Origin of the sequence: Variovorax sp. PAMC26660, from assembly GCF_014302995.1 — a bacterium.
In the GTDB taxonomy this organism is placed as follows: Bacteria; Pseudomonadota; Gammaproteobacteria; order Burkholderiales; family Burkholderiaceae_C; genus Variovorax.
On sequence record NZ_CP060295.1, the window covers coordinates 4,649,582 to 4,661,966 of the forward strand.

Sequence of the window (12,385 nt, forward strand, 5' to 3'; positions counted from 1 at the left end):
GGTTCGCAAGCTCAGAAGGCGTACTTCTTGTAGTTCTGCTTGTCGACTTCGACCCAGGCCTGGCCCGTGACGATGATGCCGACGCCCGGGCCCTTCTTGACCGAGACCTTGTTGTAGCCCGGCACGCCCATGTCGGCGCCGTCGGTGATGGTCTTGCCGTCGATCAGCATCTTGGCCGCCTTGTTCATGACGAGGCCGGCGTCCTTCGGGTCCCAGAAGGCAATGCCGCCGACCGCGCCCGACTCGAGGAACTTGGCCGCCTCGCTCGGCAGGCCTGTGCCGAACACGCAGACCTTGCCCTGCAGGCCCGCTTCTTCCACGGCGCGTCCGATGCCCAGCACGTCGAGCGACGACGAGCCCTGGAAGCCCTTCAGGTCGGGGTGCTTGCGCAGCATTTCCTTGGCCTTGCCGTAGGCCTTCTCGGCGTCGTTGAGCGATTCGTTCTTGGCATCGACCAGCGTCATCTTGGGGTACTTCTTCGCGTTCGACGCACCGCCGTCGGCCCACTGCACCTGCGACTGGCTGCCCAGTGAGCCGACCAGCGAGGTCCACTTGCCCTGCTGGCCCATGCAGGCCGCGAGACGCTCGTTGATGCGCGCACCGTAGGCCGTGTTGTCGAAAGCCTCGATGTCGACCATGGTGTTCTTCTGGTTGTCGGCCTCGTGCGTCACGACCTTGATGCCGCGCTCCATCGCGCGCTTGAGCACCGGCTCCAGCGTGGGCGGGTCCATCGAGACCACGGCGATGGCATCGACTTTCTTGGCCACCAGGTCTTCCACCAGGCGTTGCTGCTGCGCGGCGTCCGACTGGGCCGGGCCGATCTGGCGCGTGGTCACGCCCGGTGTGCTCGCGCCGAATTCCTTCACGCCCACTTCCATGCGGTTGAACCAGCTGATGCCCGTGATCTTGACCACGGTGACGATGTCTTGCGGCTTGCCCTGCGCGTGCAACGCCGAGGCAAAGGCCACGGTGGTCAGTGCGAGTGCGGTGCAGGCGATCTTTGTTTTCTTCAGCATCTCTTGTCTCCTAGCCCTCGGGGTTTCTTTGCGTCGCGCCAGGAGGGAGCTGATGCGGCGGTGCGCTGGTGCGCGCAGTGGAAAGAAAGACGCGCAGGTCCTGCAGGCCGAAACGCCCGTAGGCCAGGAAGAACAGCAGCAGCAGGCCCCAGGCGCAGTCGCGGAAGAAATTGGAAATCTCCAGCAGGTTGAAGGTGCTCGACAGCAGTTGCAGCGCCACCGCCGAGAAGAACAGGCACACCATGCGGCCGTAGCCGCCCTGCGGCCGCACGCCCGCCATCACCGTGATGAGGATGGCGATCAGCAGGTAGGAGTTGCCGTAGTCCGACTTCACGCTCGCGGTGCGCGCGGCGATGATCACGCCGGCCACGGACGCCAGCACCCCGCACAGCGCGTAGGTTGCGATCAGCATGCGGGCCTGCGAGATGCCGGCGTAGCGCGCCGCCTTGGCGTTGGTGCCGAGCAGGAACAGGCGGATGCCGAAGGGGCTCTGCCGCAGCAGCCAGCCGACGGCCAGCAGCATGACGAGGAAGATCACGAACGGAATCGGCACGCCCAGCACCATTTCGTTGCCGATGGCCGAGAACGCCTCGGCATCGCCCACGCGCAGGCTGGAGCCACCCGTGAGCACCACGGCCAGGCCGGTGTAGAGCAGTTGCGTGCCCAGCGTGCAGAGGATGGGCGTGAGGCCGGCCTTGGCGATCAGCACACCGTTGAGCAGCCCGCCGGCCAGGCCCATCGCCAGTGCAATGGCGGCGAACCAGCCGGTGTAGAGCCAGGGCGACACATCCGGCGCGGCCAGTTGCGGCGCGAGCGTGGCGGCCACCACGCCCGCCAGGTTGGCCAGCGCCACGCCCGACAGGTCGATGCCGCCGTTGCCCGAGATCATCGACAGCGCCACGCCCATGGCCAGCAGGCCGAGTTCGGGCAGCTGGCCGCCCATGGACTGGAAGTTGTAGACGTCGAGAAAGTCCCCTTTGGAGAGCACCGTCGCCACCACGAGGATGAGTACGTTGATGCCGACCAGGAAGTTGAGTTCGCGGTCTGAAAACTTGAGCTTCATGAGGGAGTCCTCGGCTTGCTTGATGCTTCAGGCGGCGCGGCCCAGCAGCGCATCGACCTCGGCGCGCGTGGGCATCGAGGGCGCCGTGCCGGCACGTGTCACCGAGATGGCGGCCACTGCCGCGCCGAAGCGCGCGGCCTCGCGCGCGGTGGCGCCTTCGGCCAGCGCGGCCGCAAAGCCGCCGTTGAAGGCGTCGCCCGCGCCGGCGGTTTCCTTCACCGTGCCGGCGCGGAACACCGGAATGTGCTCGGAACCCTCGGCGCTGTGCAGCAGGGCGCCCTTGTCGCCGAGCGTGATGAGCGCACAGCCCACGCCCTTGGCGAGGAAGAAGTCGCCCGCGCGTTGCGCGTCTTCGATGGTTTCGACGGGCATGCCGCTCAGCGCCGCGGCTTCATGCTCGTTGGGCGTGATGTAGTCGCACAGCGCGTAGAGCGCGTCGTCGAAGGGCAGGGCGGGCGCGGGGTTGAACACCGTGACCGTGCCGGCTTCGCGTGCAATCTCCAGCCCGCGGCGCGCGGCGGCGGCCGGCTGTTCGAGCTGCGTGACGAACACGCGTGCGCTGCGGATCGCATCGGCTGCCGCGTCGACGTCGGCGGCATCGATCAGCATCGCGGCGCCCGGCACCACGATGATGGCGTTGTCGCCGGTGACTTCATGCACGTAGATGAACGCAGCGCCGGTCGGCTGCGCAGTCACCTGCGGTGCGCGCGGCGTGATGCCTTCGCGCGACCACAGGGCGAGCGCGTCGTTGCCGAAGGCGTCCTGCCCCAGCTTGGAGATGAACGTGACATCGGCGCCCGCGCGCGCGGCCGCCACGGCCTGGTTCGATCCCTTGCCGCCCGGACCCATCGCGAAGCCCGAGCCGGCGATGGTCTGGCCCACGCCCGGAAGGCTGGACGCGCGAAATGCGAGGTCGGCGACGAAGATGCCGAGCACGGCCACGCCGTGCTGCCTGGAAGTGACGACGGTCATGGGGTCAGGCCTGCGGCGCAAGCACGCCCTTTTTGAAGATGAAGCAGCCGTAGAAGCGGCGCTCGCCGGTGGCGATCACGCAGTAGGCGCGGCGCGCGGCTTCGTAGAAGGCAAAGCGTTCGATGGCGCCGAGTGGACGCACGCGCCCCTCGGCCGCATCGATCTCGCGCTGCATCTCCTGCTGCACCGGCGGGATCTCGTGCGGCTGGCCCATGATTTCCATGCGGCGTGCCGGGTCGTCCACCGCCTCGTCGAGCGGCAGCACCGACAGGATGGCGCGCGCCGCTTCCGTGGTGCCCACGCCGTCGATGCGCAACAGCCGGCCCAGCGTGGTCTGGCGTGCCACCGAATCGGCCGGAAAGTTGGCATCGCACAGCACCAGTTCGTCGCCGTGGCCCATGGCGCGCAGGGCGTACAGCACGTCGGCATTGAGCAGTGGATGGATGGACTTCAGCATGTTGTCTCCTGCAAATGGAACTGTTCTTGTGGCCGCAATTCTTAGGGAAGGAAAACGTTTGCGCAAACGTTTGCTATTCGGGGATTTCCCTTGGTTTCGGTGTGCGCGCCACGTTCATTCGCCATAGGGAATCCAGATGTTCTTGACCTGCGTGGCATGCCGCAGGAACAGCGGGCCTTCGGCGGCCGCGCCGTCGTGCCAGTCGGTGGCCAGGCCATGGTCGACCAGCGTGCGCTTGAGATTGCCGATCGACAGTCGCTCGGCGGTGCGCGACAGCTCTTTCGCACCGAAGACCCACAGCGCATCGATGTCGTCGTGCTCGGCCAGCGTCTGCGCGAGGCCGGCGGCTGGGCCGGTCACGAGGTTGACCACGCCGGCCGGCAGGTCGGAGGTTTCGAGCACCTGGTAGAAGTCGGTCGCGATCAGCGCGTGCTTCTCGCTCGGCACGATCACCGTGCGGTTGCCCATGGCGAGCAGCGGCGCGAGCAGGCTCACGAAGGACAGCAGCGGTGCCTCGTCGGGGCACACCACGCCGACCACGCCGATGGCCTCGATGGTGGCGAGCGCGACGCCACGCAGCGGCGGCACATGCACCGTGCCTTCGTACTTGTCGGCCCATGCACCGTAGGCGAAGAGGCGGCTCACGGCGGCGTCGACTTCGGCCTGCGCGGCGCGCGCGGCCACGCCGGTCAGGCTCGCGAGGCGTGCGGCGAATTCGCCGGCGCGTGCGGAGAGGTTTTCCGCCAGGTAGTAGAGCGCCTGGGCGCGGCGGTGCGGCGTGGCGGTCGACCAGCCCGCGGCGGCGCGCGCGGCGGCCACGGCGTTGCGGATGTCCTTGCGGTTGCCGGTGCCCACTTCGCCGAGGCGTTGGCCGGTGGCGGAGAACACGGGGTGCGAGAGTTCGCCGTCGGGGCGCACCTGCTTGCCGCCGATGAACAGCTTGGCCGTGCGGTCGATGGCCGGGAGCCCTGCGGCGACCGGCGCCTTGTCCGTTTCGTTCGCAGCTTCTGCAGCGGCTGTTGCCGAACGCGGCTTGCGCTCTGCCCACGCGCGCGGCTTCAGGTATTCGTAGCAGCCTTCGCGTCCGCCTTCGCGGCCATAGCCCGATTCGCGGTAGCCTCCGAAGCCCACGCCCGCGTCGAACAGGTTGGTTGCGTTGACCCACACCACGCCGGCCTGCAGTTGCGGCGCGATGCCTAGCGCAAGGCCGATGGTCTCGCTCCACACGCTGGCCGCGAGCCCGTAGCGCGTGTTGTTGGCCAGCGCCACAGCCTCGTCAGGCGTACGGAAGGTCATCGTCACCAGCACCGGCCCGAAGATCTCTTCGGTCGCAACGGTGGAAGCAGGGTGCACGCCCGTCAGCAGCGTGGGCGGAAAGAAGCTGCCGCCCGCAGGCAACGCGCCCGGTGGCTGGTAGCAGGCCGCGCCTTCGCGCACGCCGGTGGCCACCAGCGAACGCACGCGCTCGAGCTGCGAGGGGTCGATCAGGCTGCCGATGTCGATTGCCTTGTCCAGCGGCATGCCTACGCGCAGGCTCTGCATGCGGCGCTTGAGGCGTTCGATGAAGTCGGCCGCAATGCCTTCCTGCAGCAGCAGCCGCGAGCCCGCGCAGCACACCTGGCCCTGGTTGAACCAGATGGCGTCCACCACGCCTTCCACCGCGGCATCGATGTCGGCGTCGTCGAACACGATGAAGGGCGACTTGCCGCCCAACTCCAGCGTGAGCGATTTGCCCGAGCCTGCGGTGGCTTCGCGGATCAGGCGGCCCACGTCGGTCGAGCCGGTGAAGGCGATCTTGTCGACGCCTTCGTGCGCGACCAGCGCAGCGCCCGTGGCACCGTCGCCGGTCACCACGTTCAGCACGCCGGCGGGCAAGCCGGCCTGCGCCGCCAGTTCGGCGAAGAGCAGTGCACTCAGCGGCGTGAACTCGGCCGGCTTGAGCACCACCGTGTTGCCCAGCGCGAGCGCGGGCGCGATCTTCCAGGCCAGCATCAGCAGCGGGAAGTTCCAGGGAATGATCTGGCCGATCACGCCCAGCGGCACCTGGTCGGCGAACTCGCGCTCCTGCAACTGGGCCCAGCCGGCGTGGTGATAGAAGTGGCGCGCCACCAGCGGCACGTCGAGGTCGCGGGTCTCGCGGATGGGCTTGCCGTTGTCCAGCGCCTCGACCACCGCGAGCAGGCGCGCATTGCGCTGCACCATGCGCGCCAGGGCGTACAGATGCCGTGCGCGGCCATGGCCGCCGAGCGCCAGCCAGCCGGGCTGCGCGGCGCGCGCCGCGGCAACGGCAGCGTCCACGTCCTGCGCGGAGCCCTGTGCAATGGCGGCGAGCCGCTGGCCGGTGGCGGGCTCGGCCGTGTCGGAATGCGGGCCGGCCGACGCGTCGGTGAAGCGCCCGCCGATGAAATGGCCGAAGCCCTGTGCATGGCGCGAGAGCCACTGGCGGGCGTCGGTGTCGCTCTCTGGCGCGGGGCCGTAGTCCATGGTGTCGAAATAGCGTGCGACGCTGCTGTTGCTGCTCATCGGGTCATCCGATCGGGTGGCGGTGGAAGGCCGAGTAGCGGCCCGTGACGTGGTGTTCCAGCTGGCGCTCGATGTCGGCCAGCAGGGTGGAGGCGCCGATGCGGAACAGGTCGGGCTCGAGCCAGGCGCGGCCCAGCTCTTCCTTCATGAGCACCTGGTAGTCGAGCGCGGTCTTGGCGGTGGAGACACCGCCGGCGGGCTTGTAGCCCACCTGGAAACCCGTGCGGGCTTCGTACGCGCGGATCATGCGCAGCATCACCAGCGTGACCAGCGGCGTGGCGTTCACGCCTTCCTTGCCGGTGGAGGTCTTGATGAAATCGGCGCCAGCCATCATGCAGACCATCGAGGCCTTGGCCACGTTGCGCAGCGTCTTGAGCTCGCCCGTCGCGAGGATGGCCTTCACATGCGCATTGCCCGCGGCAAGGCGAAAGTCGCGCATCTCGTCGTAGAGCTTGCGCCACTGGCCGGTGAGCACGTGTTCGCGCGTGATGACGATGTCGATCTCGGCCGCGCCGTCGCGCACCGAGGCTTCGATCTCCTTGAGCTTGAGCTCGTGCGGAATCAGCCCGGCCGGAAAACCGGTGGACACCGCCGCCACCGGAATGCCGGTGCTCGCGAGCGCATCCACGGCCGTGGCCACGAAGCGGTGATAGACGCAGACCGCGCCGGTGTGCAGCGTGCGGTCTGCAAAGCCCAGCGCGGCCAGCAGGTCGGGGCGCACGGGGGTCACGGCCTTGGCGCACAGCCTGCGCACGCGCTCGGCCGTGTCGTCGCCGTTGAGCGTGGTCAGGTCGATGCAGGTGATGGCCTTGAGCAGCCAGCCGGCCTGCGCATCTTTCTTGACCGAGCGGCGGCCGGGCAGCGTGGCCACGCGGCGTTCAGCGGCCGAGAGGTTGATGCGGATGTTGTCGAACCAGCCGGTGTCGAAGGCTTGCGCGGTGTTGCGTGCGATGGCGTGCGGCTTGGTGTCGGGCGCCGTTGCCGCGGCGCTGGCGACAGCAGCCGGGGGCGATGCGGCCGCGACGCTCGAAACGGGGCGCGAGCGCACCGTGCCGCTGGCGCGAACGAGGGAAGTGGAGGTCATGGAGTGAAGGGCGCCGGGGCGCGCAGGCGCCGCGTGAGCGGCAGGCAGGCAAGGGGCATGTCTTTGTCTCCGGTCGTTGTGCATGCCGTCGTGCGGGGCCGGCGGCGTATTGGATTGAATGTTATTTCAATAACATTTATATGTGCAAGATGTTTTTGAAATAACATTTTCGATGCCCGATACTCGGGCTTGTGGACCAGAGGAACCAGAACATGCGAAAGACCGCCGGCGCCGAGGCCCGGACCTTGCGCCTTGCAAAGATGCAGGAGCTCGTCGAGGCCGGTGGACCGTTGCCGATCAAGCAGGCCGCCCAGCGGCTGGACGTGACGGAAATGACGATCCGCCGCGACCTGTCGGCCGCCGATTCACCGCTCACCGCCCTCGGCGGCTACGTGCTTGCGACCACATTGCCGGGCGCGGACAGGTACTCGCTCGACGAGGCCAGCGACCAGCACGCGGCACACAAGCGCGTGGCCTGCGAACGCGCCGCCACATGGGTGCAGGCGCACGACAGCCTGTTCATCGACTGTGGCACCACCATGGTCCATTTCGCGGAGGCCTTGCCGCCCGACATGCCGTTGAGCGTGGTGTGTTACTCCACGAACATCGCGTCGATCCTGAGCCGCCGCCCGAACACGCAGTTGATGCTGCTGGGCGGCCTGTACCACGCGTCGTCGGCCACGTTCTTTTCCGACGAGGGACTGCAATATCTCAACCGGCTGGGCGTGAACAAGGCCTTCATTTCAGCCGGAGGACTGGACCTGGAGCGGGGCGCGAGCTGCTCCAACTTTCACGAAGTGCCGGTGAAGCAGGCGGCGATCCGCAGCGCGTCGCAGAGCTTCCTGATCGTGGATGAAAGCAAGCTCAATCGCCTGCGGCCCGCCTTCTTCAGTCCGCTCGATGCGTTTGCGCGCATCGTGGTGGGCGGTGCGCCTGCGCCGGGTTTGCGCAAGCAGTTCAAGGATTTGCCGATCGAGTTTGCGCGACCCACGGCCGCGTGAATCGCTTGCGCTTCTCCTAGTCCTCTTCGCGCACCCGGTACTGGCCCATCAGCGTCTGCTGAACGGCCGGTGGCACGGCTTCGTAGTGCGACAACGCAATGGTGTAGTGGCCCTGGCCGCTGGTCATCGCATTGAGCCGCGACTGGTAGCTGGCCAGCTCGCCCATGGGCACCTGCCCGCGAACGGCCACGGTGCCGACTCCCACGGCCGACGTGCCGGTGACCAGGCCGCGCCGCGACGACAGGTCGCTCGTGACATCCCCCACGGAATGTTCGGGCACAGCGATCTCGATCAGGACGATCGGCTCGAGCACGACCGGCCGGGCCTCGCGGATCGCGGCCATGAAAGCCTTGCGACCCGCAGCCGCGAAGGCGATGTCCTTGCTGTCGACGCTGTGGTGCTTGCCGTCGTACACCACGACCCGCACATCGACCACCGGGTAGCCGGCGATCGCGCCGCACACCAGCACTTCGCGCACGCCCTTCTCGACCGCGGGAATGAACTGGCTCGGGATCGCGCCGCCCCTGACCTCGTCGGCGAACTGGAAACCCACGCCGCGCGCCAGCGGCTCGATGCGCAGGAAGACTTCGCCGAACTGGCCGGCGCCGCCTGTCTGCTTCTTGTGGCGGTGGTGGCCCTCGGCCGGTGCGGTCACGGTCTCGCGGTAGGCAATGCGCGGCGGCCGCGTCAGGACCTCGAAGCGGTACACCTCGCGCAAGCGGTCGAGCACGGTACGCAGATGAAGCTCGCCCAGGCCGTAGAGGACCGTCTCGTTGGTGGCCATCACATGCTCGATGCGCAGGCAGGGGTCTTCGGCCGCGAGCTTGCCGAGGATCTCCCAGGCGCGCTGCTCGTCGCCATGGCGCTTGGGCTCCACGGCCAGGCCGTGCACCGGCACCGGGAACGCCAGCGGCGCGAGATGGACATGGCTGTCTTCGGCCGCATCGTGCAGCACGGCGTCGAAATGAATCTCCTCGACCTTGGCCACTGCCACGATGTCCCCCGGCACCGCGCGCGACACCTCGACATGGTCCTTGCCCTGGAGCATGAACAGGTGCCCCACCTTGAAGGGCTTGCGGCCGTCGCCGATGTAGAGCTGGCTGTCGCGCGTGAGCGTGCCCTGGTGCACGCGGAAGATGCCCATCTTGCCGACATAGGGGTCGTTCGTGACCTTGAACACATGCGCCAGCACGTGCAGCGACGGGTCGGGCCTGGCTTCCATGGGCTTGGCCTCTGCGCCCTCGCCAACGATGAAGCTCGGCGGGTTGGCCTCGGTCGGGTTGGGCAGGAGCTTGACGATCACGTCCAGCAGCTCGGCCACGCCGGCGCCGCTGCGCGACGAGACGAAGCACACCGGGATCAGGTGGCCTTCGCGCAGCGCCTGCTCGAGCGGCGCGTGCAGCTCGGCCGGATTCACGTCGCCCTCCTCGAGGTAACGCTCGACGAAGGCCGCGTCGACCTCGACCACCTGCTCCACCAGCGCGCGGTGCGCCGCTTCGACGGGACCGAAGTCGGACTGTCCGAAGCGGTTGAAGAAGCAGTCCACCACCTGCCTGTTGACCCCGTCGGGCAGGTTCAGCGGCAGGCATTCGCGGCCGAAGGTCGCCTGGATGTCGACCAGCAGGCCCGGCAGCGAGACACCCTGCGAGTCGATCTTGTTGACGATGATCATGCGGGTGAGGTGGCGCGAGGCCGCGTAATCCATCATGCGCACCGCCATCGGCTCGATGCCTGTGGCGGCATTGATGACCACCGCCACCGTCTCGACCGCCTCCAGCGCCGGCAGGCTCTGGCCGAGGAAGTCGGGGCCGCCGGGCGTGTCGATGAAGTGGATGCGCGTGCCGGCGTGCGTGAGGTGCATCACCGATGCGTTGAGCGAGTGCTGCATGCGGCGCTCCAGCGGGTCGTGGTCGCTGACGGTGCTGCCGCGCTCGATGCTGCCGCAGGCTCCGATGGCACCCGCCTTGTACAACAAGGCCTCGGCCAGGGAGCTCTTGCCGGCGGCCGCGGCGCCAACGAGCGCCAGCGTTCGCACTGCTTCCATTTCGGCCGCGAGGCCGTTCGATCGGCTTGGCATGGCTGGACTCCTTTGCGCGTCCGGAAGGCCGGCCCGGTGGTCTGCAAGGGCTCGGGTACTGCGCGTGGACGTCGGGCCAGCGTACGGGATTGACCGTGCCGATGCAAGTCGATTGCGTCGGCGATCTTCAATGCCTGATCGGCATGCATGCTGTGTTGGCCTGCACTTGCAGGCGTCATCACATCGGGCGAGTAGCGATAGCCTGCCGGCTCGCAGTTTCCGACGGCCGCTCGCCGAAGCGAATGCGGTACTGCGCAGCAAAGTGGCCCAGGTGAAGAAAGCCGTACTTCTGCGCCACGTCGCGCACGCCGGCACCGGGCGAGACCTGCAGCTCGGCCCGCACCCTGTCGAGCCTGATCACGCGCAGGAATTCCATCGGCCCCTGGCCCGCATGCTGGCGAAACGCCAGCTGCAGCGCGCGCGCACTGCAGCCGACCTCGCGGCAGATGTCGGCCAGCGACAAGGCCTGCTCCGCATGCGCCGCCATGTACTCCTGCGCCCTGCGGACCACGCGTGGCAGCAGGTTGCGCCTGGTATCGCCCGCCAGTGCGCGCGAGTGGTTGTGCCCTGCCGACATCAGCAGGCTCGACATCAGGTATTCCTCGGCATGCTCGGCGAGGCGGCCACCCGCTTGCAATGCGTTGCCGGCGTCGAGCGTGAGCCGCAGATAGTCGATGAAGTGAACCAGCGGTGCCAGCGCGGGGTTGTCGAGCGGCACGCCGAGGTCGAACACCAGGGGCTGGCCGACGGGCGCCTGCAGCAGCGACTCGAGTCGCGAGAGCAGCGCTGAGCGGGCCAGCCTGACGATCAGGTGCGGGCTGTCATTGGCCCAGCGCATCGACAGCGGTTCGGTCGGCGAGGGCAGCGAGGCGAGGGTGGGGGTTGCGTCCACATGCTGTGCGCCGCAGCGGATTTCTGCGCCGCCGCGCAACGGGATCTGCAACAGGAAAAAATCCTGCAGGTAGCCGGGGTCGATCTGCACGCCGGGGCCGTACTGCACGTAGTTGAGGCTCACGTCCCGGTGCAGCCGTGCGCTGTGGTGGCAGGCATCGAGTTCAGTACGCGGCTGCAGCATGACCAGGCCGTGCGGGCAGAAAACGCGCGCCACGCTTTCGCGGGCCTCGTCCATGTCGTGGCTCTCGAAAAGCCGGTAGCGCTGCAGCGGCAGCAGTGGGGTCGTGGCGGTTTCCATGGGGTCGAGCGACCCTAGCAAAAACCGTCCCCGCCCACAATTCGGGCCGGCCCTTGACCCGCCCTCCTTCAAAAACCTGCGCGCCAGGGACAGCGCCTGCGTTTGCGGGATTCGCCTGCGGCCTGCTTGCTCATAACGTTCGCTCCGCAGGCCAGCCCGGCCTGCCCGATCAACTGAGACACAGGAGAGCAAGCGTCATGTTCAAGGGACTCGAAGGCAGGAGCGCCATCGTCACGGGTGGCTCGACTTTGATTGGGGCCGGCGTGGTGCGCGCATTGCACGCGGCTGGCGTGAAGGTCGTTGTTGCCGACATCGACGCCGCCAACGGCCAGGCGCTGGTGGATTCGCTCGGCGCCGGTGCACGCTTCGTGCATACCGACATCACCGACGACGCGCAGGTGAAGGCCTGCGCGACGGAGGCGGTGGCACGGCATGGCGGCGTGCACTTTCTCGTCAACCTCGCCTGCTCGTATGTGGACGACGGCTTCAAGTCGACGCGCGCCGACTGGCTCACCTCGTTCAACGTGAACGTCGCCAGTGCGGTGGCGATGCTGCAGGCGGTGCATCCGCACATGGTCGCGGCCGGCGGCGGGGCGGTGGTCAATTTCACGAGCATCTCGTCGCGCGTGGCGCAGACGGGGCGCTGGCTCTATCCAGTGAGCAAGGCCGCGATGGTGCAGCTCACGCGCAACATGGCGATGGACCTTGCGCCCGATGGCATCCGCGTGAACAGCGTGTCGCCGGGCTGGACGTGGTCGGCGGTGATGGATCAGCTCAGCGGCGGCGACCGCGCCAAGACCGATCGCGTGGCCGCTCCCTTCCATCTGCTCGGTCGCGTCGGCGATCCGGACGAGGTGGCGCAGGTGGTGCTGTTCCTGTGCTCGGACCACGCGAGCTTCGTGACCGGTGCCGACTATGCGGTGGACGGCGGCTATTCCGCCATGGGCCCCGAGCAGGCCGTGCCCGCCATTCCCAAGTTGATGGACTAGCTCCGATCCGG

At 68.0% G+C, this 12,385-nt stretch carries 10 protein-coding genes; 2 read left to right on the forward strand and 8 right to left on the reverse strand.

The features are described from left to right. Positions 1–11: 11 nt before the first annotated feature. The 6 genes from H7F35_RS21810 to deoC form a co-directional block, all read right to left on the reverse strand. Entirely contained in the window at positions 12–1,016 is a 1,005-nt protein-coding gene (locus H7F35_RS21810; RefSeq protein WP_187108668.1) for a substrate-binding domain-containing protein, read from the reverse strand. Positions 1,017–1,026: 10 nt separating this feature from the next. Beyond that, complete coding sequence (locus H7F35_RS21815) at positions 1,027–2,079, reverse strand: ABC transporter permease (protein ID WP_187108669.1); 1,053 nt, start codon at positions 2,077–2,079, stop codon at positions 1,027–1,029. Positions 2,080–2,106: 27 nt separating this feature from the next. Beyond that, entirely contained in the window at positions 2,107–3,051 is a 945-nt protein-coding gene (rbsK, locus tag H7F35_RS21820) for a ribokinase (protein WP_187108670.1), read from the reverse strand. Positions 3,052–3,055: 4 nt separating this feature from the next. After that, the gene (locus tag H7F35_RS21825; protein WP_187108671.1) at positions 3,056–3,508 is read right to left on the reverse strand and encodes an RbsD/FucU family protein; all 453 of its coding nucleotides are present in this window, start codon (positions 3,506–3,508) and stop codon (positions 3,056–3,058) included. A 114-nt stretch (positions 3,509–3,622) separates the two neighbouring features. Next, a complete protein-coding gene (locus H7F35_RS21830) occupies positions 3,623–6,031 on the reverse strand; it encodes an aldehyde dehydrogenase family protein (RefSeq protein WP_187108672.1) in 2,409 nt (802 codons plus the stop codon). A gap of 4 nt (positions 6,032–6,035) precedes the next feature. Then, positions 6,036–7,115 carry a deoxyribose-phosphate aldolase gene (deoC, locus tag H7F35_RS21835; RefSeq protein WP_187108673.1) on the reverse strand — a complete coding sequence of 360 codons (1,080 nt, stop codon included), beginning with the start codon at positions 7,113–7,115 and terminating at the stop codon, positions 6,036–6,038. Between the two features lie 212 nt (positions 7,116–7,327). On the opposite strand from deoC, the gene H7F35_RS21840 reads away from it, so the two are divergent. Further along, the gene (locus tag H7F35_RS21840; protein ID WP_187108674.1) at positions 7,328–8,116 is read left to right on the forward strand and encodes a DeoR/GlpR family DNA-binding transcription regulator; all 789 of its coding nucleotides are present in this window, start codon (positions 7,328–7,330) and stop codon (positions 8,114–8,116) included. A gap of 16 nt (positions 8,117–8,132) precedes the next feature. On the opposite strand, the gene fusA is transcribed toward H7F35_RS21840, so the two are convergent. Together fusA and H7F35_RS21850 are read right to left on the reverse strand one after the other, a co-directional pair. Further along, positions 8,133–10,193 carry an elongation factor G gene (gene fusA, locus H7F35_RS21845; protein ID WP_187108675.1) on the reverse strand — a complete coding sequence of 687 codons (2,061 nt, stop codon included), beginning with the start codon at positions 10,191–10,193 and terminating at the stop codon, positions 8,133–8,135. Positions 10,194–10,371: 178 nt separating this feature from the next. After that, positions 10,372–11,385 (reverse strand): AraC family transcriptional regulator, encoded by a 1,014-nt coding sequence (locus H7F35_RS21850; RefSeq protein WP_187108676.1) that lies wholly within the window; start codon positions 11,383–11,385, stop codon positions 10,372–10,374. Positions 11,386–11,582: 197 nt separating this feature from the next. On the opposite strand from H7F35_RS21850, the gene H7F35_RS21855 reads away from it, so the two are divergent. Then, a complete protein-coding gene (locus H7F35_RS21855) occupies positions 11,583–12,374 on the forward strand; it encodes an SDR family oxidoreductase (RefSeq protein ID WP_187108677.1) in 792 nt (263 codons plus the stop codon). The last annotated feature ends 11 nt before the right edge of the window (positions 12,375–12,385 follow it).